This is a genomic window from Pedobacter frigoris (assembly GCF_032678645.1).
Classification (GTDB): domain Bacteria; phylum Bacteroidota; class Bacteroidia; order Sphingobacteriales; family Sphingobacteriaceae; genus Pedobacter; species Pedobacter frigoris_A.
In genome coordinates, this window is sequence record NZ_JAVTSP010000001.1 from 642,081 (window position 1) to 666,085 (window position 24,005).

General features: G+C 39.6%; 23 protein-coding genes. 8 read left to right on the forward strand and 15 right to left on the reverse strand.

The genetic code is table 11. The features are described from left to right. Nucleotides 1–4: 4 nt before the first annotated feature. Entirely contained in the window at nt 5–436 is a 432-nt protein-coding gene (locus tag R2Q78_RS02755) for an Hsp20/alpha crystallin family protein (protein WP_316788653.1), read from the reverse strand. Nucleotides 437–513: 77 nt separating this feature from the next. Here R2Q78_RS02755 and R2Q78_RS02760 point away from each other — a divergent pair, with 77 nt between their 5' ends. After that, nucleotides 514–1,005 (forward strand): thioesterase family protein, encoded by a 492-nt coding sequence (locus R2Q78_RS02760; RefSeq protein WP_316788655.1) that lies wholly within the window; start codon nt 514–516, stop codon nt 1,003–1,005. A gap of 16 nt (nt 1,006–1,021) precedes the next feature. Here R2Q78_RS02760 and R2Q78_RS02765 read toward each other — a convergent pair whose 3' ends face one another. Both R2Q78_RS02765 and R2Q78_RS02770 read right to left on the reverse strand, forming a co-directional pair. Then, nucleotides 1,022–2,419: an FAD-binding oxidoreductase gene (locus tag R2Q78_RS02765; RefSeq protein WP_316788657.1), complete on the reverse strand. Its 1,398-nt coding sequence runs from the start codon at nt 2,417–2,419 to the stop codon at nt 1,022–1,024. Between the two features lie 30 nt (nt 2,420–2,449). Continuing rightward, a complete protein-coding gene (locus R2Q78_RS02770) occupies nt 2,450–2,821 on the reverse strand; it encodes a dihydroneopterin aldolase (protein WP_316788659.1) in 372 nt (123 codons plus the stop codon). A 100-nt stretch (nt 2,822–2,921) separates the two neighbouring features. Here R2Q78_RS02770 and R2Q78_RS02775 point away from each other — a divergent pair, with 100 nt between their 5' ends. The 3 genes from R2Q78_RS02775 to R2Q78_RS02785 are packed head-to-tail and all read left to right on the forward strand — an operon-like array spanning nt 2,922 to nt 7,198. After that, on the forward strand, nt 2,922–4,112 hold the full coding sequence (locus tag R2Q78_RS02775; protein WP_316788661.1) for an acyl-CoA dehydrogenase family protein: 1,191 nt from the start codon (nt 2,922–2,924) through the stop codon (nt 4,110–4,112). Nucleotides 4,113–4,146: 34 nt separating this feature from the next. Then, complete coding sequence (locus R2Q78_RS02780; RefSeq protein WP_316788663.1) at nt 4,147–6,831, forward strand: DUF3857 domain-containing protein; 2,685 nt, start codon at nt 4,147–4,149, stop codon at nt 6,829–6,831. Continuing rightward, nucleotides 6,818–7,198 (forward strand): SRPBCC domain-containing protein, encoded by a 381-nt coding sequence (locus R2Q78_RS02785; protein ID WP_316788666.1) that lies wholly within the window; start codon nt 6,818–6,820, stop codon nt 7,196–7,198. Before R2Q78_RS02780 ends, R2Q78_RS02785 begins: the two co-directional genes overlap by 14 nt. Before the next feature lie 131 nt (nt 7,199–7,329). On the opposite strand, the gene lysA is transcribed toward R2Q78_RS02785, so the two are convergent. Continuing rightward, nucleotides 7,330–8,484: a diaminopimelate decarboxylase gene (lysA, locus tag R2Q78_RS02790; protein WP_316788668.1), complete on the reverse strand. Its 1,155-nt coding sequence runs from the start codon at nt 8,482–8,484 to the stop codon at nt 7,330–7,332. 1 nt (nt 8,485) lies between these two features. Here lysA and R2Q78_RS02795 point away from each other — a divergent pair, with 1 nt between their 5' ends. Next, nucleotides 8,486–8,662, forward strand: a complete 177-nt coding sequence (locus R2Q78_RS02795) for a hypothetical protein (RefSeq protein ID WP_316788669.1) — start codon at nt 8,486–8,488, stop codon at nt 8,660–8,662. A 3-nt stretch (nt 8,663–8,665) separates the two neighbouring features. Here R2Q78_RS02795 and R2Q78_RS02800 read toward each other — a convergent pair whose 3' ends face one another. Continuing rightward, a complete protein-coding gene (locus R2Q78_RS02800) occupies nt 8,666–9,979 on the reverse strand; it encodes an aspartate kinase (RefSeq protein WP_316788671.1) in 1,314 nt (437 codons plus the stop codon). Nucleotides 9,980–10,249: 270 nt separating this feature from the next. Here R2Q78_RS02800 and R2Q78_RS02805 point away from each other — a divergent pair, with 270 nt between their 5' ends. Next, complete coding sequence (locus R2Q78_RS02805) at nt 10,250–11,983, forward strand: phospho-sugar mutase (RefSeq protein ID WP_316788673.1); 1,734 nt, start codon at nt 10,250–10,252, stop codon at nt 11,981–11,983. Between the two features lie 8 nt (nt 11,984–11,991). Here R2Q78_RS02805 and R2Q78_RS02810 read toward each other — a convergent pair whose 3' ends face one another. The 9 genes from R2Q78_RS02810 to R2Q78_RS02850 form a co-directional block, all read right to left on the reverse strand. Continuing rightward, on the reverse strand, nt 11,992–13,008 hold the full coding sequence (locus R2Q78_RS02810) for a LacI family DNA-binding transcriptional regulator (RefSeq protein ID WP_316788675.1): 1,017 nt from the start codon (nt 13,006–13,008) through the stop codon (nt 11,992–11,994). Then, the gene (locus R2Q78_RS02815; protein WP_316788676.1) at nt 13,005–14,252 is read right to left on the reverse strand and encodes a glutamate-5-semialdehyde dehydrogenase; all 1,248 of its coding nucleotides are present in this window, start codon (nt 14,250–14,252) and stop codon (nt 13,005–13,007) included. The genes R2Q78_RS02810 and R2Q78_RS02815 overlap by 4 nt, the downstream gene beginning before the upstream one ends. A 6-nt stretch (nt 14,253–14,258) precedes the next feature. After that, nucleotides 14,259–15,293 carry a glutamate 5-kinase gene (gene proB, locus R2Q78_RS02820; protein ID WP_316788678.1) on the reverse strand — a complete coding sequence of 345 codons (1,035 nt, stop codon included), beginning with the start codon at nt 15,291–15,293 and terminating at the stop codon, nt 14,259–14,261. Nucleotides 15,294–15,428: 135 nt separating this feature from the next. Beyond that, nucleotides 15,429–15,839, reverse strand: a complete 411-nt coding sequence (locus tag R2Q78_RS02825) for an OsmC family protein (RefSeq protein WP_316788680.1) — start codon at nt 15,837–15,839, stop codon at nt 15,429–15,431. Nucleotides 15,840–15,857: 18 nt separating this feature from the next. Next, the gene (locus tag R2Q78_RS02830; protein WP_316788682.1) at nt 15,858–18,284 is read right to left on the reverse strand and encodes an AsmA-like C-terminal region-containing protein; all 2,427 of its coding nucleotides are present in this window, start codon (nt 18,282–18,284) and stop codon (nt 15,858–15,860) included. 86 nt (nt 18,285–18,370) lie between these two features. After that, nucleotides 18,371–19,012 carry a DUF6266 family protein gene (locus R2Q78_RS02835; protein WP_316788685.1) on the reverse strand — a complete coding sequence of 214 codons (642 nt, stop codon included), beginning with the start codon at nt 19,010–19,012 and terminating at the stop codon, nt 18,371–18,373. A gap of 4 nt (nt 19,013–19,016) precedes the next feature. After that, a complete protein-coding gene (locus R2Q78_RS02840; protein WP_316788687.1) occupies nt 19,017–19,523 on the reverse strand; it encodes a DUF6266 family protein in 507 nt (168 codons plus the stop codon). Further along, nucleotides 19,524–19,655: a hypothetical protein gene (locus tag R2Q78_RS02845; protein ID WP_316788689.1), complete on the reverse strand. Its 132-nt coding sequence runs from the start codon at nt 19,653–19,655 to the stop codon at nt 19,524–19,526. A 561-nt stretch (nt 19,656–20,216) separates the two neighbouring features. Next, complete coding sequence (locus tag R2Q78_RS02850) at nt 20,217–21,746, reverse strand: malate:quinone oxidoreductase (protein ID WP_316788691.1); 1,530 nt, start codon at nt 21,744–21,746, stop codon at nt 20,217–20,219. A gap of 106 nt (nt 21,747–21,852) precedes the next feature. Here R2Q78_RS02850 and R2Q78_RS02855 point away from each other — a divergent pair, with 106 nt between their 5' ends. Next, the gene (locus R2Q78_RS02855) at nt 21,853–22,020 is read left to right on the forward strand and encodes a hypothetical protein (RefSeq protein WP_316788693.1); all 168 of its coding nucleotides are present in this window, start codon (nt 21,853–21,855) and stop codon (nt 22,018–22,020) included. Nucleotides 22,021–22,074: 54 nt separating this feature from the next. Continuing rightward, nucleotides 22,075–23,448, forward strand: coding sequence for an NAD-dependent succinate-semialdehyde dehydrogenase (locus R2Q78_RS02860; RefSeq protein ID WP_316788695.1), 1,374 nt, complete (start codon nt 22,075–22,077; stop codon nt 23,446–23,448). On the opposite strand, the gene lspA is transcribed toward R2Q78_RS02860, so the two are convergent. Beyond that, complete coding sequence (gene lspA / locus R2Q78_RS02865) at nt 23,449–23,958, reverse strand: signal peptidase II (protein WP_316788697.1); 510 nt, start codon at nt 23,956–23,958, stop codon at nt 23,449–23,451. Between the last annotated feature and the right edge of the window lie 47 nt (nt 23,959–24,005).

Below are 24,005 nucleotides of genomic sequence, written 5' to 3' on the forward strand. Positions count from 1 at the left end.
CCTATTATGAAACTTTTATTTCTCTGCTTTGAGATTTAACTGTATCCTTACCAATCGTAATATTTAAAATACCGTTTACATACTCTGCAGTAATGCTATCCGGATTAACACTTTCTGGTAACACAAACGATCTTGCAAAAGAGAAATACTCAAATTCTTTGCGTGTGTAATCTTTTTTCTCCTCAGTTTCACTCACTTTTTTTTCCGCCCAAACTGAAAGCGTATCTTTTTTGAGATTAATCTGAAAATCTTCTTTTGTTAAACCTGGAGCCGCCAATTCGATTTTATAATCAGCTTCACTCTCTAATATATTTACCCCTGGAACTTTATTAATGGTTAAATTTTTATTTATCGCTTCACTAAACAATGAATCGAAAACGTTGTTAAAGTATGGTGCAGTGTTCCTGGTTCTGTTGTTAAATTTTACTAGTGTCATTGTATATTTCTCCTATTTTTAAGTTTTTTAATTTTATACTAAACCTATATTCAACTCTTATACCAAGCACATTATTTATGATTTTTAAGACATTTTGGCGCAACAAAACAAAAGAAGCAGACAAAAAGACAGAAGACATCAATCAATTAGACAGTTTTAAGTATAAAACTACTATAGAAACAAGGTTTGCTGATTTTGATATGATGGGACACGTAAATAATGCGGTCTATTTTACTTACATGGAAATTGCCCGAACCAAATATTGGAAACAGGCCATTGGATGGGACTGGAAGAAAACAGGAGTTGTAATCGCGAATGCGTCGTTAGATTATATCGCACCAATATTCATTGAAGATAAGATCAGTATTTATGTACGCACATCAAGAATAGGGAAAAGCAGTTTCGACCTGGAGTATTTGTTGGTCAAAACTAAAAATAACGAAGAGATAGTTTGCAGCAAAGGCAAAACCACATGTGTTGCCTTTGACTACCAAATGAAAACATCGGCTCCTATACCCAATGACGAACGAAATAAAATGCTCGCCTTTGAGCAGCTAGACAATTACTAACTTTTCAAACCCCGGATTAGAATATCTTTCCGGGGTTTAATATCCCATTAGGATCAAAAACAGTCTTGATCCCACGCATAAGATTAAGGTTAATCTCACTATATTTTATCGGCATAAATTCCTTCTGCACCAGCCCAATGCCATGTTCACCTGAAATAGTACCTCCCAGCGCAGTCGTGAGCTCAAAAATCTCTACAATACCATCTTTGAGTTTGTTTTTCCAATCGTCATCACTCATTCCTGCCTTTATAATATTAATATGAAGATTTCCATCTCCGGCATGCCCATAGCAAACGCTTTCAAAACCAAAACGCGAGCCAATCTCTTTGATTCCATTTATCAGCTTAGGAAGTGCTGCACGCGGTACCACTGTATCTTCCTCCTTATATACTGAATTCGATTTCACTGATTCAGCCATAGTACGACGCATACGCCACAAGTCTTCCTTTTGCTGAGCCGTATCTGCAAAAAGCACATCTATACAATCAAATTCTTCCAACACCAGATTTACTTTTTCGCAATCTTTGAAGATGGTATCCATATCGTCACCGTCGAATTCTATCAATAGAAATGCATTGACATCGTCTTTAAGATCAAATTTGATATCATCAAATTTAATCACCCACTCCACTCCTTTTCTTTCCATAAATTCCAATGCTGATGGGATAATTCCCGCTCTGAATATCGCAGAAACTGCTGCGCAGGCCTTTTCATTTTCAGTAAACGAAGCCAGCATAAGGACGGTATGATGGGATTTAGGGATTAGTTTTGTCACGATCTTGGTCACGACACCAAGCGTACCTTCTGAACCTATCATCAGTTGTGTAAGGTTATAACCAGAAGCATACTTAACTGTATTTGCACCTGTCCAGATGATCTCCCCTGTTGGCAATACCATCTCCAGATTCAAAATATACTCTCTTATAGTTCCATATTTTACCACACGAGGCCCACCTGAACCATGAGCGACATTTCCCCCAATGAAACAAGAACCCTTACTGGACGGATCCACAGGATACAACAGCCCCTTTTCCGCAACAGCATTAATAAACTCTTCTGTAATAACACCCGGCTCCACTGTTGCCTGAAGATTTTCAGTATCTATGTCGATAATCGCTTTAAATCTCTCCATTGAAAGCAACACTCCTCCGTAGATGGGTAAAGCGGCACCACTTAAGCCTGTACCACCTCCACGCGGAGTTACCGGCACATGAAAAGCATTACACAATCTCAATAAAGCAGAGATAGATACTGCGTCAACAGGCTTCACCACAACCTCCGGATAATACTTTAAGTCTTCCGTCTCGTCGTGACAATAAGTATCCAGTGCATCCTGATCTGTAAATACATTTTGCGAACCAACAGCTTGCTTGATCTGCTCCAGCAGATCCTCATTTATTTTAGTGTATTCCATTATATTTTTAGCAGGGATAGCCCCCTATTTTTAAGCCTTATAGCTTAGTTGTACAAAAGAGTGACCTATCTGACCAGGCATCGGTGGATTTAATTTTCTGATACCGACTTCCCCGGTCAAAATAAAGGGATAATGGCCGATGATCCGGTCTAGTATATTTTTAACAACCGTTTCAAGCATCTTCTGAGTCAGTTTCATCTCTTCCAGAATGATGGTATTCAGTACTTCGTAATTCACTGTGCGGGCCAGATTTTCAGTATCTTCATTTGGGATAAAGGTCACCACAGCATCTACCATAAAGTAAATTCCGGTCAACTGTTCTTCTGGATAATAACCATGTAGAGCATGACACTTCACATCTTTGAGGGCAACGGTTTGCAGATAGCTTTTTGTGCTGTTCATTTGGCAAAATTATATTTTTGATTGGTTTTTACCAGCCATTCCCTTAAATTATTACCTTTGAAAACAACAGCTGATTGCTTAACCAAATATAGTGTAAACAATGAATAAATCTGCCAAGAAAGACCTTTACGAAGCTCCTGATTATTATTTGTTAGACGAACTGTTATCTGAAGAACACAAACTGATCCGTTCAACAGCAAGAGACTGGGTTAAAAGAGAAATAAGTCCGATTATTGAAGATTATGCACAGCGAGCCGAATTCCCCAAACACGTCATCAAAGGTTTAGGCGAAATTGGAGCCTTTGGCCCCACTATACCAGTTGAATATGGCGGAGCGGGATTAGATTACACTGCATACGGCATATTGATGCAGGAAATAGAACGCGGGGACTCAGGAATCCGCTCTACAGCCTCTGTTCAGGGTTCATTGGTTATGTACCCTATTTACGCTTACGGATCAGAAGAACAGCGCAAAAAATATCTCCCAAAATTGGCCACAGGTGAATTAATGGGTTGTTTTGGTCTTACAGAACCTGATCATGGATCTAATCCAGGTGGAATGGTAACCAACATAAAAGACAATGGCAGCCATTACCTATTGAATGGAGCCAAGATGTGGATCTCCAATGCTCCTTTTGCCGATATTGCCGTTGTTTGGGCTAAAGATGAATCAGGCAAAATCAGAGGAATGGTGGTCGAACGCGGCATGGAAGGTTTTACCACACCTGAGACACATGGCAAATGGAGTCTACGCGCTTCGGCTACAGGCGAACTTGTATTTGACAACGTCAAAATACCTAAAGAAAATGTGTTCCCTAATATTTCAGGATTAAAAGGTCCATTGGGTTGTCTGAATCAGGCACGCTACGGAATTGCATGGGGCGCATTAGGTGCTGCTATGGACTGCTACGATACAGCTCTGCGATATTCAAAAGAACGTATTCAATTCGGAAAGCCTATCGGCGGATTTCAATTACAGCAGAAAAAACTTGCTGAAATGATTACTGAAATCACGAAAGGACAATTACTGGTTTGGCGGTTAGGCACATTAAAAAGCGAGGACCGAGCCAGTGCCGAACAAATATCCATGGCCAAAAGGAACAGTGTTGAAATAGCACTTGACATCGCCAGAAATGCAAGACAGATACTTGGTGGAATGGGAATTACAGGCGAATATTCTATCATGAGGCACATGATGAATCTGGAATCAGTAGTTACTTATGAGGGTACTCATGACATACATTTATTAATTACCGGCATGGATGTGACTGGTCTCAATGCTTTTAAATAACTCAGATTCTGCAATATAAAAACTCTTAATTTATATGTCTTTCTTAACGCTCAGGTCTTATCATACGATTTGTTTAGCTATATCATTACTCCTATTAATCATTTTCGGAAATCAGGTCAATGTTTCTGCGCAAGGCCATGGTTTTTCCATCAACAAACACGAACCTTCATGGATCGTTAAAGTTGAAAACAAGAACGTTAAACTGAAAGCTAAAGACGTTTCAGATGGATATTATCTGTCCTTATATGAAAACCAAAACCATGCGGAACTTGAAGAAGATTACACCCATATTATAAGGGAGATCGTTTCCGATGCAGGCGTACAAAATGCTTCTCAGATCAGCATTACATATGAACCTGGTTTTCAAAAACTTGTTTTTCACAAGATCCTGATCTGGCGTGGCAGTCAGAAAGTCGATCAGTTGAAAGCAGGTAAATTTAAAGTCATTCAAAACGAAAAAGATCTTTCTAAATTTATTTATAGTGCTACCTATGATGCTTTCCTGATATTGGACGATGTCCGCAAAGGCGACAGAATTGAATATGCTTATACCATAAAAGGCAACAACCCGATCTTCGGTAAAAAACATGTCTCCATGTACTATACAGAAGGATCTAGCAGTTTGGGCCAATTGTATATGAACCTCATCGCAGGCAAAGACCGCAAACTGAACCTGAAAAGCTTCAATAAAGCCGAAGCACCGGAGATTACTGAACGTGACGGCTATAAATTGTATGAGTGGACCAGCACATTAACCAAAACATACCGTACCAAAGATAATGAACCTTCCTGGTACAATCCATTAAAAAGAACGCAGGTAACTGAGTACAACAACTGGAATGAAGTGGTAAATTGGGGCTTGTCGGTCAACGATTACCCCGATCTGAAATCACCATTGCTTAATAAGAAGATTCAGGATTTCAAAAAACAGGCAGCGGGCAATGAAAAGAAATACATAGAATTGGCTAGCCGCTTTGTACAGGATGAGATCAGGTACATGGGAATCGAGATGGGTATGTATTCTCATCGACCCAATTCTCCGGAAAAAGTATTGAGTCAACGGTATGGCGACTGCAAAGATAAGTCGCTATTGTTGGTACACCTACTCAAAGGTTTGAACATTAAAGCCTATATGGTCTATGCAGGCACTGATCTGACCTTAGCTACCAAAGAATATCTCCCCAGTCCTTTTGTATTCAATCATGTGATCGTTGCAATAGATTACAATAACCGAAGAACATGGATTGACCCAACAATATCTTATCAAAGAGGTAAATTTAATGATTTTTATGCCCCTGACTATGGATATGTCCTGGTCATCAAACCGGGCAATAATACACTTGAAAAACTAATAAGCAAACCTGAAGGCAAATTAGTAGCAGAGCTGACTTTTAACATATCTGATACATCAGGCACTAAAAATTCGACTTTGGTGATCCATAGCAGGTACACAGGGAATTATGCCGACAACATCAGGAGTGAAATCGCAGAATCCGGAACAGACGGCATTGAAAAAGACTTTCTGGAGTACTATGGAAAATATTATACAGACACGGAGAGCAGTTCTCCTTTGGAGATCAAAGACAATGAAGATGACAATGTTGTGGAGATCACCGAGAGTTACGAAATACCAAACATTTGGGTGCGCAGCGAAGAAGACAACCAGCAATATGTAAATTTTTATGCAGACCTGGTCAGCAATGAGCTTCGTAAGGTAAGCGCAAAAAAACGATCCGAGCCCCTGGCATTGAGACATCCGGTCAATGTAGAGCAAAACATCACTGTTTATATGCCTTATATGTACGATGAAGATTCAGAAGTTATCAAAGTAAACAATGGCCAGTACTCTTTTGAACTGAATAGAGAGAACAGTACGAATGAAGCAACACTCAAGTACAAATACAAAAGCCTGAGTGCCTATATGAATGCCGATCAGATAAAAGCATATAATGAAGATTATAAAAAGGTCGATGAAAACCTAAGCTATTATTTTATGGCAAAAGAGCCTGGTTCTGTATCAGTGCGTGCAGATACCAACTCTTATGCAGTAATGGCGGGTATATTAACTGTGGTGTTTTCAACATTTTTCTTCGTAAAGTTGTACAAAAAAAGGGGTCATTTTGATGTGGCTCAACTTGCCTCAGCATTGTCAATTGGTGGATGGCTTACTTTAATGGCAATAAGAGTCGTTTTGGGGCCTCTCATTTTATCCAAAGTGTTTGTATTGAAACTATTTGACGATACGTTTTGGAAGAGCCTGAATGAGCTTGGAACTTATAAGGCAATAATTTATAAGTTCGCTTTTGGTGCAGACCTAATTGCCCATTTTGTACTGTTTGTATTTTCTATACTGTGTATCTTTTTATTCGTCAACAGAAGAGAAAGCTTCCCGCGTACCTATATACTTTTCACCAAGTTAATGATCGGATTGACTATTTTTACTTCAGTAATATCAATCCTAAGTAACAAGCTACTCGACTTGTATGCCAACATCGGTTACCAGATCGGCCTTACTTTTTTTTCAATCATCATTTCCATCGCCGTCATCTGGTATCTTAAAGTATCAAAAAGGGTTAAAGAAACTTTTGTCTTTACCTATCCGGAGTCCGAGTGTACAAAAGCCTTAATTCAATACTACAATAAAAAACTAACAGCATCCGCTATACCCACAACAGCACCGGATGCGGATAAAAATGAAAAGCAACATGAAAACATTTAAAAAGTACATTTATATCCCTGCCCCTCCTGAAGAAGTTTACCTGGCACTTACTAAAGCTCAAAGTATACAATTGTGGACTGGTGCTGAAGTAGAGTTTACTGAAGAACCAGGAACTGAGTTTTCTTTCTGGGACGGAGACATCAGCGGAAAAAACATAGAGTTTGAATACGGAAAGAGAATTGTTCAGCAATGGTATTTTGGTGAAGAGAACGAACCGTCAATAGTTACCATTAAACTTCACGAAGACAAAAAAGGAACTTCCCTGGAATTTGTACAGACAAACATCCCGGAGGAAGATTTTAAGGATTTTACTGAAGGTCTTCAGGAGTATTACCTTGGCGGACTTGCGGACTTCTTTGAAGAATAAATAGGTATTTTTAAAAAGCACAACCTGTCGTCGTCTCGATTGCAGAGAGAGATCTCTTGTCCGGAAATAATTCAAGAGATCTCTCGTATCCTCGCGATAACGGTACTGCTATTGTATAATTGCACTAATCTTTATTCTCCGCTATAAACGGACTGTATGTTCTCACGCAGATTATAATGAGAAGCCATAACCTCACCATAAGCGCCAGTGCTTCGTAAGGCGATCAAATCACCTCTCAAAGTATCCGGCAATTCTACTTCTTTCCCAAAACAATCTGTACTTTCACAAATAGGGCCTACTACATCATATTTAACTGCAGAAGGCGATGCGGCTTTAGAAATATTTTCAATCTGGTGATATGCCTGATACAATGCTGGCCTCATCAATTCAGTCATACCTGCATCTAAAATGATAAAATTCTTTTTCTTTCCATTCTTCACATATAAGACCTTACTAATGAGCGATGAACTCTGACCAACCAATGCCCTGCCCAATTCAAAATGCACTTCCTGATTTGGCCTTACATTCAGAAAATCATTGAAGATTTTAAAGTATGAAGTAAAGTCTGGGATTTGCTGATCCGGGTTGTGATAATCAATCCCTAAGCCCCCGCCTACATTCAATACCTTAACTGTAAAACCACGCTCTTCAAACCATTCAGCAAACTCATTTACACGAACACATAGATTTTTATAAACGTCAAGATTCGTGATCTGAGAACCTATATGGAAGTGAATTCCCAGGAACTCTAAATTCGCACATTTCTTTAAAGTTTCTGCACAAAGCGGCAAATCCCATGAATTGATACCAAATTTATTCTCGTCCAACCCCGTTGTGATGTTATGATGCGTATGTGCATCTACGTTCGGATTGATCCGTATAGCTACCCTGGCGGTCTTACCTTTAGCAGCGGCCAGCTCATTGATCACCTCAAGCTCCTGTATAGATTCTACATTGAAACAAAAAATATCATGATCTAATGCATTGTTAATTTCCTTGTCCGATTTACCTACACCGGCAAATACCACCTGCGACTTATCAAATCCTATTTCGATAGCCTTACTTACTTCGCCACCACTCACACAGTCTGCGCCAAAACCTGTCGACTTAACGTGTTGCAGAACCTTTTGATTGAAATTTGCTTTCATGGCATAATGCACATGAAAATTATATAACTTCGCAGCATCCGCACAGTTGCTAAGTGTTTTTTGCAATAATGCAAGGTCATAGTAATAGAAAGGTGTTTCTAGACTAGTGAAGTGCGATATATCTTTATCAGAAAACATAATGTTTAAGTTTCTTATTGTAATTTTTATTCTTGTACTGGCGCTGATCTATTTTGGCAATTACCTTGATTATAAAAAGCAAAGGATCAATAAAAAAGAATACGACCGTAGAGTAAGACTCTTCATCGCACTCATTCTTATCATTGCAGCGCTCCTTGTATGGCTTAAGAAAAGGTAATTCCTACTCAAACAAGCGATTATGAAGGCTTTTTAACGCTTCAGTTTTATATTCTGTATTGATTAATAATGAAATGTTGTAATTACTGCCTCCATAAGAAATCATACGTACAGGGATGTGCTTGATTGCATCTAATACACGTGCCGCATACCCATGTTTATCTGCACTAAAATCACCAACAACACATACAATGGATTGATTGCTGTCAATTTCCACACTTCCGAAATCATGTAATTCTTCAATGATCTTATCCAGGTTATCCGTGAAGTCAACTGTTAACGACACAGCTACTTCAGAAGTAGTAATCATATCAATTGGCGTTTTATAACGCTCGAAAATCTCAAAAACACGTCTCAAAAACCCATAGGCCAGCAACATTCTGCTCGACTGGATCTTAATCGCAGTAATACCGTCTTTAGCTGCAATCGATTTGATCTTTCCTTTTTCACTTTCTGTCGAGATCAAAGTACCTGAAGCATTTGGCTCCATGGTATTCAACAACCTCACAGGTATCTTATATTTCTGAGCCGGAAAAACCGACTGCGGATGCAGGATCTTTGCTCCGAAATAAGCCAATTCAGCAGCCTCATCAAAAGAAAGCTGAGAAATAGGTTTAGTACCTTTTACGATCCTTGGGTCATTGTTATGCATCCCATCGATGTCAGTCCAGATCTGAACTTCTTCAGCAAGAATAGCTGCACCAAGTAACGAAGCAGTATAATCACTTCCCCCGCGTCTCAGGTTATCTACTTCCCCAAAGCTGTTTCTGCAAATAAAGCCTTGTGTAATGAAAAGCTTGTTTCCCTTATTGGCATCGAGTATCGGCTGCAAATGCTTTGTGGTAAAAGGCACATCCGGCTCGTTGTCTTCATCAATTTTCATGAAATCCAAAGCTGGCAAAAGCACCGAAGCAACTCCTATTGACTTTAGATAAATATGATACAGCGTAGTCGACAATAACTCACCCTGTGCCAACACAATCTTTTCTTCAATAGGCGTAAATAAATCATTAGCCAAAGTACCAAGGAAATTAAAATGGTAATCTACTACTTCCTGCCCCTGTTCACGAAAATCACCTTCCGGCAAAAGTTCGATTACAAATTCATTATATTTTTGATGCAATGCGTTAATTAAGCTTAACGCAACCTGTTTATCTTCCTTTAAAAGTTTGGCTGAAATTTCTACTAAACTATTGGTCGTACCAGACACAGCTGATAATACTACAATTTGTTCTTCGGCTGGATTGATGATGTCCAGTAATTTTTTCATGCGCTCAGGGCTTCCTACGGAAGTTCCTCCAAACTTTAATATTTTCATGTCGTTTATAATTTGTTTTTTTCATGATCCTATAAACAAAATGTTTACAGTTTCATTGTTAGTGGTTTAATCTTTAAAGGTTAATAAATATTTCAATCAAATTGGTTATATACTTATATTAGGGCGTGAAATTAAATAAAACGGCGTTAATAATTGTGATATTGACAAAATAAAATTTGGAATAATTTGCTCATTGTTGCACTCCCTTAAAAACTACCGCTAAAAATATTTTGTTTCCTCTAGTAATAACTTAAAACATATACCTGACATATGCAATTAGAAGCAGCTACCTTAAGCACCATAAACAGTTGGCTTAATGGAAATTACGATCAAAAAACCAAAGAAGAAATACAACAACTGCTAGACAAAGAAGCTTACACCGAACTTACAGACTCGTTCTACAGAAATCTGGAATTTGGTACCGGAGGTTTACGCGGAATAATGGGTGCGGGATCAAACAGGATCAATAAGTATACGATCGGAACGGCCACCCAGGGCTTAGCCAACTACCTGAATAATAAGTATCCCGGTGAAAAAATCAAAGTAGCTATTGCGCACGACAGCAGAAATAACTCTGATTATTTTGCACAAATTACTGCGGATGTTTTTTCTGCAAATGGCATACATGTCTATTTCTTTAAGGCACTAAGACCAACTCCGGAATTGTCTTTTGCCATCAGAGAACTTGGCTGCAAAAGCGGGGTTATGCTTACTGCTTCTCATAACCCTAAGGAATACAATGGGTATAAAGCTTATGGAGCTGACGGCGGACAGTTCACCTCCCCTGACGATACCCTTGTAATGGATGAGGTAGCAAAAATACAAAGCATTGATGAGGTTAAATTTGACGGTATAGCCGGAAATATTGAATTAATTGGTGAAGAACTTGATCAGCTTTACCTGGACAAAATCACAGCTTTATCTGTTTCTCCAGAAGCAATTATGCGCCAAAAAGACCTTAAGATCGTCTACTCTCCCATCCACGGAACAGGCATTACACTTGTTCCTAAAGCATTGGAGCAATTTGGTTTTACCAACCTGACACTTGTAGAGGAACAAAGCACTCCTGATGGAAACTTCCCTACTGTAGTATATCCTAACCCCGAAGAAAAAGAAGCACTTACACTCGCTTTAAAAAAGGCGCAGGAGATAGATGCTGATCTTGTGTTGGCCACAGACCCTGATGCTGACCGCGTCGGCATTGCGGTAAAAAACAATGATGGGGAATTTGTACTGTTAAACGGAAATCAGACCGGCAGCTTATTGATCAATTACCTTTTAAGTGCCTGGGAAGAAAAAGGAAAACTAACAGGGGACCAATATATAGTCAAAACCATAGTAACCTCTAATTTAATCGAAGCAATAGCCAAATCGAAAGATGTTCCGTGCTACAACACATTAACCGGATTCAAATGGATTGGTAAACTGATGACTGAATTACAAGGTAAGAAAACATTTATCGGTGGTGGCGAAGAAAGCTATGGCTATCTGATCGGAGAATTGGTAAGGGATAAAGACGCTGTGGTTTCATGTGCATTTATTGCTGAAATGACAGCTTTCTATAAAGACAAAGGCAGTAGCTTATACAATGCAATGCTGGATATGTACGTACAGTACGGTCTTTACAAAGAAGAACTGGTCTCTATCACTAAAAAAGGAAAAACCGGAGCTGAAGAAATTAAAGCGATGATGGAGAAATTCAGGAACAATCCTCCTGCTACATTGGGCGGCGCTAAAGTAGATACACTAAAGGATTATGAATTAGGAATTGAAACCGATCTAAAGACAGGTACCAAAACAGAGCTTGAACTACCTAAATCTGACGTACTGCAATTCATCACTGCTGATGGCAGCATAATTTCAGCCAGACCATCGGGAACAGAGCCTAAAATCAAGTTCTATTGCAGTGTAAATGCTACAATAAAAGATAAAGCGGCATTTAAAGCCGCTGATGCTCAACTGAGCGAAAAAGTAAAATCGATTATGAATGATTTAGAGGTCTAACCTCTAAATCATCTTTCAATAAAATGAGGCTGTAACATTACTTTGCTCAGCTCTCTTCTATTCACAGGATTATTGCTATTGGCAAGTTCATGAAGCACAATATCAATAATCCTTTCTGCTATTTCTTCTATCGGCTGGTCAACAACACTTATGGGTGGCGTATGCAATCTAAACACATCATGGTCATCATATGAGATGATGGTAAAGTCTTCATTGATCTGTTTATTAATCTGTTTCAAAACACCAAGCCCTTTAATAGCAAGATAGTTTGTAGAGAAAAGAACGGCGTCTATTTCCGGATTATTCTCAAACATCAATTTCAACTGCGCATCGGTATTGTCATCAGGATTATTAAATGGAATTTCTGTATACAGATCCGTATTAAACAATAGACCATGATCCTTCAAAGCTTTCTGATACCCTAAAAAACGATTATCCATCTGATCTACATGTACATCCACCGTTACAAAGGCAATATTCTTTTTTCCTTTACTGATCAGATGTTCTGTAGCCATATAGGTCCCGTTGAAGTTATCAACAGCAACAAAATTAACATCAAGATCAGGCAGGTTCCTGTCAAATATAACGACAGGAATATTCTCAGCAAGCAAGAGCTTAATGTCGTCTTCAATACCCGGTACAGGGGCGATAATGTAAGCATCCACTTGTCTGGATTTAAACATTTCTATCAAATCCTTGGCCTTGGCCGGATTGTTCTCTGTACTTGAGTAACTAATTTTATACCCCTTTTTATAAGCTTTATCTTCAATCTTCCTGGCAATGCTCGCAAAGAACGGATTTGATATATCTTCTACAAGAAGGCCTATCGTTTTCGTGTTTCCTGTACGCAAGCTTCTGGCTACCTGATTTGGTTTAAACTCCATTTCCTTAATGATCGCTTCTACCTTTTCAATAACGGCCTTACTGATCCGCATCTGTGCTGCCTTTCCATTCAAAATGAACGATACAGTTGTGATTGATACCTCCGCCTTTTTGGCGATGTCTTTTATGGATAATGCTTTCATCTTATTTGTCCCTTGCCTTTTACTATCCATTTTTCTGTTACTAATTTTTCAAGAGCAAACGGTCCGCGTGCGTGTAGCTTTTGAGTTGAAATGCCTATTTCAGCTCCCAGCCCAAATACCTGTCCGTCAGTAAATCTTGTCGATGCATTTAAATAAACTACAGCTGCGTCTACCTGGTTCAGGAAAAGCTCGCTCTTTGTTGCATCTTCTGTAATAATTGCCTCTGAATGTTTCGAAGAATACTCAGCAATATGGGCTAATGCCTCATCAATATCATCAACTACCTTCACAGAACATTTAAAATCCAAAAATTCCCTACCAAAATCTTCCGCAGTGGCCGATTGCAAAAAAGGATAATCTAAACCTTTTAAAATCCCATATGCTGTTTCGTCTGCAAATATCTCCACCTGATATGACGACAATTTAGGAGCTGCCAACATCAGAAATTCGCTTGCTATCTGCCTGTCTACAATTACCGTATCCAGCGCATTGCATACCGAAGGACGGGAAACTTTAGCATTAACAACCACATCAGTTGCCAAAGGTAAATTGGCTGTTCGCTCTACATAAGTATGGCATACGCCAGCTCCTGTTTCAATAACTGGCACCAGTGCATTTTTACGCACGAATTCAATCAGTTCATTAGAACCTCTCGGTATAATTACGTCTATATATTTTTCTGCCTTAAGTATATCGGCTATGTATTTTCTATCCGCCGGAAGTTGCTGTACAATATTCACATCCAGATCAAATTCTTTAAGAACCTGCTGAATCAACGATACAATGAAAAGATTGGTAAAATAAGCATCCTGTCCACCTCTGAGTAAACAAACATTTCCAGATCTGATACACAAGGCAGCAACATCTATGGTTACATTGGGCCTCGACTCATAGATAACCGCTACTACACCCAGCGGGACTGTTTTTTTCTGAATGAACAATCCGTTTTCCAGGGTATTTTCTGAAATCAGCTGCTGTGTAGGGTCCGGCAAACCAGCTACGTCTGCAAGGCTTTTAGACAATTCAGCTATGCGTGCCTCGTTTAACACCAGCCGATCACGCTTGGGGTCAGCAGCAGGCATTCTCTCCAGATCCTTTAGATTTTGAGAGATGATTTCCCCTGACTGATCAGCTATAACCTCAGCAAGTCTAATCAGGAAACGCTGCTTTTCTTCATCCTTAAGCGAGGCAATAGATTTTTGCGCCTGCCGGGCATTGATTAACTGTTCTTGAATCGATTCCATTCTATATTATAAGACCACAATATCACTGGCATTTGCTATTTCTAGGTTGTGTTGTTTTAAATTCTCTGTGATTGCATTTGATGAAACTTTAGCACGCGCAACAGCAACAATATGGTGCTGCTCATCTATAACCTCAAATATTTCACCGCCTGCAAAATCAGCCACTATGGTCTTGATCCCAACAGCCAGTAAACTTTTCCTTTTCCTAATTGCAGAACATGCTCCTTCATCGGCCATGACCCTGCCCGTCACCAAACTCCCGCTGGCCAGCCATTTATTTCTTGCAGAAATAGAGCAGTTCTTCGGCGTACATGCCGTTCCGGTTTCTCCTTTTACAGCTTTCAAAATCCCGTCGGGAGTCCTAACACCAAAAATAGCAACCCTGATTCCCATTGTAGAAGCAAGATGCGCAAAGGTCAGCTTAGAACTCATACCGCCCAATCCTACTTCAGATGTACTTTTATTGGCCAGTGAAAACACATCATTATTGATAGAATCAATTTTATCAATCACGATTCCATCCTTATCTAATACGCCCGGAACGGAGGTACCCAATAAGATCATTGAAGCACCAAAGCCCACTCCAAGAAGTGTTGCCAGTTCATCATTATCAGAAAACTTCAATTCCAGGTTACTTACCACATCATTTTCGTTGGCAATAGGAATCACACCATTCTTCCACAATTCCTCATAGGTCTCCTTCAGTTGCAGAAACTGAGGCCTGTTTGAGAAATGCTGACGCTCGCACAGACTCTGTGCGATGGAAATGCCATAAGATTGAAAATATTTGGAATAAGTACCCAGCAGCAATGGATTGCCAATAGCCGCCGCGGCCTTTCTTTCACTGATTTTACCTTTATAATTTTTAACAAACTTTTTACCTGCCGCCACTGCTCCTGAAGAAACAAGTATAAGGTGATAATTTGCAGCAAGCTCAGCAACCTGACGTGTAATATCTGATATTATAGCTTCATCAATTTCTCCTTCTTTGGTCGTAATAGAGGCCGAACCTAATTTTAAAACAAGTATAGACTTGGTCATTTATGTTGATATTCTAGAATCTGACATGAAAAACCGAAAATAGTTAAATTACAGCGTTTCTAATAACTATAAGATAAAAAAATCCCCTGAATGAGAAACAAACAGGGGATTAATTAAATATTTTTTTAAAAATGATTAAGAAAGTGATGCTTCCAGGGTAATGTCAACATTATAAGCCTTACTAACTGGACAATTTGCTTTTGATCCTACAGCAATCTCCTGAAATTGGTCATTACTGATCCCGGGTATATCTGCCTTTAATACCAAATGTGAACTGGTGATCACTCCGTTGTCTAAAGACACTGTCGCTTTAGTCTCCAGAGCAGTTGGATTAAACCCAGCCTCTGTTAAGTCCAGGCTCAATTTCATAGTAAAACATCCGGCATGGGCGGCTGCCATCAGTTCTTCAGGATTCGTACCAATTCCTTCAGCAAACCTGCTGTTAAAAGAATATTGAGTTTGATCAAGCACCTTGCTGTCAGTGGTGATATGACCTTTACCTTCTTTAATTGTGCCATTCCAAACGGCTGTTGCATTACGTTTCATGTGAATATTGGATTAGGGTTATTTAGTTTTATCTCTGTTTTTATTCAGCTTTATTTTAATCTTGCCGTCTTCTCCATCTGTGGCCAGTAAATGTAATACGATGCCCTTCATTCTGCGATCCTTCCGCTCTTGCTTATCTGTAATTTCCTCATCCTTTTTAGGATTACGAAGCGGAACATCCAATGCGATATTTGTACCCTTATTCAGCGAGTACACCCCTGCAATGTCCATATTCAACAAACTTGAATTGATCTGCATTGGATTGATGGTAATATTCTGTCCGCGTACATCAAATTTACCATTTAAATTGGTAAAAGTAATGTTGTCAAGATCCCTGAAAGGAAAGGCAAATTTACCGACACTTTTTACCGGCTCAAAATTCAATAATGCTCCTTTTTTAAGGTCAAATACGATGCTGCCATACAAAGAATTCGGCATCAGGTTTCCCCTGTCACTAATCTGTCCGGTCATATTCACCTTAGAAAACAGGTAGCCTCTTAGATTTTTGGAAGTCAGCGACTTCATTCCGAAGTTATCAAAAGAATAGAAAAAGTTCTTGATGTCTACATTACTGATGTTAGTGTTCAGTACAAACTTATTGACGCTGCCTTTCTGAGTCACACTACCACTCAGCTTTAGTCCACCGCCCGCATGTTTTACACTTACGTTCCTGATGGCGATGCTATTTTCCGACAGCAGCAGATCGGCATTTGCATTGGTCGCCAGAAACTTATTGTAATAAACCTTATTTACCTGGATGTTCATATTTACCTGGCTCTTCTCGAATACCTCGTTCAGGTTATCTGAAAAATTACTTTTTGGAGTACGTTTCTTTGCCTTAGGTTTCCTGGTACCGAGGAAGCCAAGAAACTCACCAAGATGCAGCTCGGGACTTTTAATCTGCCAGTTCAGCAAAATCTTTTCAGGCGCTGTATAGTATAAATTCAAGAAGTTGCGGATGCTGCCATCCATAAAAACAACACTCTTACCGCTCTGCAACCGGATGTTTTTAATAAAAAGATCATGATCTGTGAAGTTAAGTGAGATGGCCGTATTTTTAAAGTTAACTCTTCTCGGCACATAACTCACGTCAGCATTTTTAATATCTACCAGTCCGGTTACAAAAGGCTTAGTCAATTGAAAATTAACAATGTCTGCTCTGTAAGCCAGTTTTACATTTGCTGTACCCTTTCCAAACTTCAGCATATTGTCACCAATCACATTATTCAACTTGGCAATGTCAAACTGAGACTTAAATACCCCTGTCGCAATTGGCTTGTCCAGGTTATTAATTGAAGCGGTATCAATTGAAAAAGGCATCTCTTCGTAGCTTCCTTTAAAATTAAACAATTTGATGGCTGAATTCTCATCCGTCATCCCCTTCCCATTGATGAAATTATTGGTAAATATCCCCGTAAAATTACAGTCTTTAACCACGCCTCCTGGTATAGTAAGCACGTTATTTGCCACCAGCGCTTTTACGTGAATAGCAGGTTCGCCACCCGGCCCCATATTGCCCGCAATGGTGCAATTGACATGAATGGGTTTATCCAGATTAAACATATTCAGTTTGGAACTAATATTCGGAGCCAGCAATGCCGATGCATTACGCCATTGGATGTCCTTGGCTTCTATATCTATTTTAAAATCAGTGTTTTCTTTTGAAGTATCAAACTTCGCTCCTATGATAAATGGATCTGACCCGATACTAAGTGTATTAGGCGCTACGGTTAAAACCCCGGATTCATCGTTGTAATCTATATTAAACGGTCCCTCAAGTAATTTATCTTTAATAAAAGATCCTCTTCTGGTATTGAATGCCAAGCTCTTCGCTATTGTCTTAAGTTTAATTTCAGCTTCCCATCCCGACCAGGAATAATCAACATCGCCCTTAAGATCGTCCACCACGAACTCGAACAGCTTGTGCCCCTTCTGATTGTCCATCACAAAGTTCACATTGTTCAACGTAAACTTGCCAAACTGTGCCGGAGCATCTTTGTCTGCAGGTTTCGGTTTAGATTTATCCTTCTTTTTAAAGACAGAAGTATTACTATAACCTAAGCTATCAGTATACAAATAGACGGATGCGTTATTAATACCAATCTTTTTAATTTCTATCGTGCCTGTAAACAAGGCCAGGGTGTTAACGGCTACCTCCAGGTCTTTTGCCTCAAGCAGGGTATGCTTGTGGTTTTTCCAAAGACTGTCTTTAAGTACTACGTTCTTTAAAGTAAGCGACACTCCCGGAAATCCTCTTAAAAACGTTGGATCCATTGTCTCGATATATATCGAGCCATTCAGGCTTTTATTTAATTGAGCAGTAACGGATGCCAGTAAACTCTTTTTATTGGCATTAACATATAAAGCGGCTGCAACATATAGCACCAATACCAGTCCAATCAGGACACCTAGTACTTTGAGGGTTATTTTAGACCATTTTGGCATCTTCTATTTGATTAGTTACCTGTTGTTTATCAATTTTCGCACCATTAAATTCGTATCTCGCAAATGCACTTAGCGATTACAATTTACTAAAATAAAAGTTCTCCCAAATACACACTATCTCCGCTCCGCTTCCCATCTTCGGAATTGAAATTCATATAGCAATGCAATGCATCGCCAGCAAACTCGGTCGGCAGGGTCAACTGGTACGAAAGTGCATATCTGTTTGTAGCGTCCATCAGGATCAGTGCCTTATTCTTCGCGGCATTATATACGAGGAAACTCGCTTGATCGGCAAACTGACAGGAAGCTGTTTGTTTTTGTGCTAGCCAGCTAAACAATACCGTGTGAACCTCGGCACCCAGCACTACATTCGCACCCTCTGGTGTGTCTACGTGTCCGCGACTGTAGACCATCTCTGGAAAATTGAGTTGCCACTCCTCTCCCTGCTTTACAAATGCATGATCCGCATTGTAAGAATAGGCCACATTTACAGGTGATCCTATTTTTGCATAGCGCTTAAAGCCAACATTCACCAATTTATCAATGTCGCTCAGAAAACTATTGAGCATGCCAAACTTCCGCCTTTCCTCCAGTTGCTTTTCTGTAGGCGGTTTCGTACTTGGGTTGTGCAGCCCTGTAAGTATGTTCTGACCCCGGTGCTCGCGACCAATTACTGCACCGGTTTTATTTTTAACAGGGCCAAGAAGCCCTTTTCTTAGTATACCCATAACATTATTGATTAAAACTTCCTGTGTAAATACTGTGTGCCGTTTGTTTCCTGTCGGCGGCGACAAAGGACATATACGTTTCCATAGGCGTATCCCTTAGACTAGGTGGAATTTCCAGTATATCACTGCCGGAAAGTCTATTGTTACCAAAAAGTGTGTAAACCACCTTGTTCCTTATTGGAAAATAAGCCATCATCATCACTTGATCGGTTGACTCTGCCCATGGCATCTGCGGATCTGCATCCCAGGTATACTGCAACCCATCTTCTGTTTCTGTAACCTCCCAGTTTTCCGGCTGTTTTAGAGTTCCTGAACTTAAGACTACCTTTTCAAAATCGATTGCAAGCTCTGGATAGGTACCTTTAATAATGTATTTACGGTTGTATTTTACTGATAAATTAAAGGGATTAGCGGTAGTACCTTCTGCTTCGGCGGCAAATCCGACCTCGGTAAATTCCTTGACAGATGCTAAAAATTCACTGCATATTTTGGTACTCAGCTGGGCAGTCAATTATCGAACTGTAGGTGGTTTATCTGTAATGCCTATCTCCCGAGATACCGGCTGTCCGTTCAGCATGTAATATACGATGTTGCCAATCCGTCCGCGGTGACTCCCATGAGGGCCATTGTTTGCTATTGCCATAATTACTGTTTATAAATGGTTAATTAGTTAAAGAGGGTATTAAAAGTTTGGCTCCTATTGCCGTCCTGCTGAATTTATTTTAGGATCCTGAATATGGCATTTTAAAACCTGCTCAACCGGGATCCTGAACTCGAAGAAGCTGCGAAGCAAAATAAATTCAGGATGACGAACGCGCTATTTCAGGATGACAAACGTATTGTTTCAGGATGATGCCAATCGTAGTTAGTCTTTTATAAACCTCCAAAACAACAACAAATCAGGCTAGGAAAAGGTTTTAAATAATTTCATAATACCTTCATATTAACAACGATATAATAACAGTATTGACATATCATTGAACTATCCTTGAACTATGGTTGGACTATCCTTGCTATATCCTAGGATAGTTCAAGGATATAGCAAGGATATGGTAAGGATACATTAATTATGTTGTTTATATGTAGGTATACTGTAGGTAATATGAGATTATTATAAAGATGGCTATATTTTCCTGCATTTGAGGCCAATAAAAAAGAGGATGCCTTCATCAGACGTCCTCATTTCATGTATAAGAAAACCGGTTTAAACCATTTCTGGCACTTCCAGCTTCAATATTTCTGATGTATGATTTCTTACGTTATCAGTAAGCTCAGGATTTCCGCTAAGGTACTGACCATAGGAAGGAATCATTTCTTTTAATTTTTGTTGCCATTGATCAGTTTTGATATGAGTGCTAAAACAACGTTCCATTAAAGTAAGCATGATTGAAACAGCTGTTGATGCACCTGGCGAAGCACCCAATAAAGCAGCTATAGACCCATCAGCAGCAGTCACCACCTCAGTACCAAACTCCAATATACCACCATGTTTTTCATCCTTTTTAATAACTTGAACACGCTGTCCGGCTGTTTCAAGCTCCCAGTCTTCCATTTTGGCATCAGGTAAATATTCCCTCAATGCCTCCATCCTATCCTGAGGAGATTGTCTTACCTGGTCGATTAAATATTTGGTAAGCTGTAAATTATCCAGTCCTGCAGAGATCATCGGTCTGATGTTGTTCACTTTAATTGATAGCGGAAGATCCAGCAACGAACCATGTTTCAGGAATCTTGTAGAGAAACCTGCATATGGACCAAAAAGCAAAGCCTTTTTGCCATCAATCATTCGTGTATCCAGATGAGGTACAGACATTGGAGGAGCCCCAACTGAAGCTTTACCATACACCTTTGCATTGTGACGTTCTATTACCTCAGGATTCACACATTTCAACCATTGGCCGCTAACCGGAAAACCTCCGAAGCCATTTCCTTCTGGTATATCTGCTTTTTCAAGAAGTGGCAATGATCCACCTCCCGCGCCTATGAAAACAAATTTTGACTTTACTATCCTTTTCTTGCCTGTCGATTCATTTTTAACCTTTACTTCCCAAAGCCCGTCCCTTTGTTTCAATTTGCGGACTTCGTGGTGGAAATGAAGGGATACATTTTCAAGTTTTTGAAGATGATTAAACATCATTCTTGTCAATGAACCGAAATTAACATCAGTACCAAGGGTCATTCTGGTAGCAGCCACTTTCTCATCAGGATTTCTGTTCTCCATCACAAGCGGCATCCATTCAGCCAGCTGTTTAGGATCTTCAGAATAATTCATTCCTTTAAAAAGATTGCTTTCCTGAAGTTTAGTAAATCTTTTATGCAAAAAGTCTACATTTTCTTCTCCCCAGACAAAACTCATATGAGGTATCGCTTTAATGAATTCCTCAGGATTTCCAACGATACCGCTTTGTACCAGAAAAGTCCAGAATTGTTTAGAAACCTCAAAGGATTCTGCAATAGAAACCGCCTTTTTAGTTTCAACAGAGCCGTCGGTCAGTTGAGGAGTGTAATTCAATTCGCAGAATGCTGAGTGGCCTGTACCCGCATTGTTCCAGGCATCAGAACTCTCCGCTGCTGCCACATCCAGGCGCTCAAAAATCTCTATGCTCAGATCGGGTTGTAATTCTTTTAGCAATACTCCTAAAGTTGCGCTCATAATACCCGCGCCAATCAATATTACATCTACCTCTTTACTTGAATTACTCTTCTTTCCGGTCATTTTTGAAATTTTTTGCAAAATTACAAATCCCTAATCAAATTTTATACCCAAACTGCATCTTCTATTTAATTATATTGCGGATAATTAACATATTAATGCAATATTTATTTATAATCCAATATTTATGGGTCTATCGGTATATCCTCAGATTGAAACATTAAGAAAACTAAGACTTTATGTACTTAATGCAGTCAATGAATTCAGCGCAGATCAGTTGAATAAAATTCCTTCAGGATTAACAACAATATCATCTGGAATGTCGCGCATCTGGTGGCCGCACAGGAAGGCGTGAAACGTTTGGTCTAGAATTTTGTTATCCTGTAGGAAGAAACCATAAGCTAATGCCATGAACATCAAATCAATTAATCCTGTAAATGGAAAGATAATCAAAAGCTATAAAGCCGATACCTGGAAACAGGTGACGGAGAAAGTGAACAAAACGCACAATGCCTGGCTGAAATGGCGCAATACAAGTTTTGATGAAAGAGCCGGCTTTCTCACTAAAGCTGCAGTGACACTGAGAAAAAACAGTGCTGCATTGGCAGAATTGATGGCTTTGGAAATGGGAAAACCACTTAAGGATGGTATTGCAGAAATAGAGAAATGCGCACTGGTATGTGAGTACTATGCTGCGAATGGTGCTGGTTTTTTAAAAGACGAAATCATTGACACTGAGGCATCAAAAAGCTATGTGAGTTTTCAGCCGCTGGGATTGGTACTGGCGGTAATGCCATGGAACTTTCCTTTCTGGCAGCTATTCCGCTTCCTCGCTCCTGCTTTGATGGCCGGCAACTGCGGGATTTTAAAGCATGCGTCCAATGTTAGTGGATGTGCACTGGCTATACATCAGATCATCGTCGACGCTGGTTTTCCGAAAGATGTGTTTAATGTATTGCTGATCAACAGTAAAGTGGTTAAGGACGTAATTGAGCTGCCTTTTATTAAGGCTGTAACCTTAACAGGAAGTACTGAAGCCGGTATCCAGGTAGCGCAACAGGCTGCGATGCATTTAAAAAAATCTGTATTGGAACTCGGGGGCAGTGACCCTTATATTATCTTAAAAGATGCAGATCTGGAATATGCCGCCGAAGTATGCACCCAAAGCAGGCTGATTAACAACGGTCAGAGCTGCATCGCAGGTAAGCGCTTTATTGTGGTCAAGGATGTATTGAAAGATTTTCTTAAGGCATTTAAATCTGCGATGGAAGTGCGGATAACCGGTGATCCTTTTGACGCCAATACAAACCTTGGCCCTATGTCGCGTCAGGACCTGAGGGACGAGCTCCATCAGCAGGTGCTGAACAACATTGAGGCTGGCGCCAAATGTATTCTTGGAGGTGAAATTCCCCGTTTTAAAGGAAATCATGCATTTTATACGCCAACGATCCTTACCGGGATAAAAAAAGGAATGCCAGGATATGAGGACGAAGTATTTGGTCCGGTGGCCCTGGTTATTGACGCAAAAAATGAAGAAGATGCTATAAAAATAGCCAACGATACGTCATTCGGACTGGGTGCGGCTGTCTTCACGAAGAACAAGGAGAAAGGCGAGGAAATTGCGAAAACTCGTTTAAATGCCGGCTCCTGCTTTGTCAATTCACTGGTTAAGTCTGATCCCAGACTCCCCTTTGGCGGAATAAATCAATCCGGATACGGAAGAGAGCTTGGGTTGTTCGGAATCAGGGAATTTGTGAATGTTAAAACTGTATACGTGAAATAGCTATTCGCCTTGCAATTGCTGGGGTCTTTTTTTGAAATATAAATGAATTAAAACCAGACACATACCTGCCATGATAGAAAGGTCTGCTACATTAAATATTCCGGTTTGAAATATTACGAAATCAATGTGGAGAAAATCTGTGACTGATCCATGAATGATCCTGTCGTAAAGATTTCCAATACCACCGCCTATTACAAAGCAAATGCCTGTGATGAACAGTCTGTCTAAATTGGTTTTGATCATTAAAAAATAAAACCCATATGCCAATACCAGCAAAGGCATCAAAGAAAGTAAAATGAATTTGATGGCATAAGGCAATGAATCTCCTGAACTTAAAAATGCACCATAGTTCTCTACTTTGGTAAGTGTTAGGTGATTGTCAATTACAGGGATATTTTCATGATAACTAATCCGATCTCTTACGATAGTTTTGGTGACCTGATCGCAACCCACGTTAAACATGATTAGTACTAAAATCAGCACCCTATTCAATATATGATTTGATCTCATTTGACTTTTTAAAATATAAAGATAAAGTGCTGATTATATATAAATAA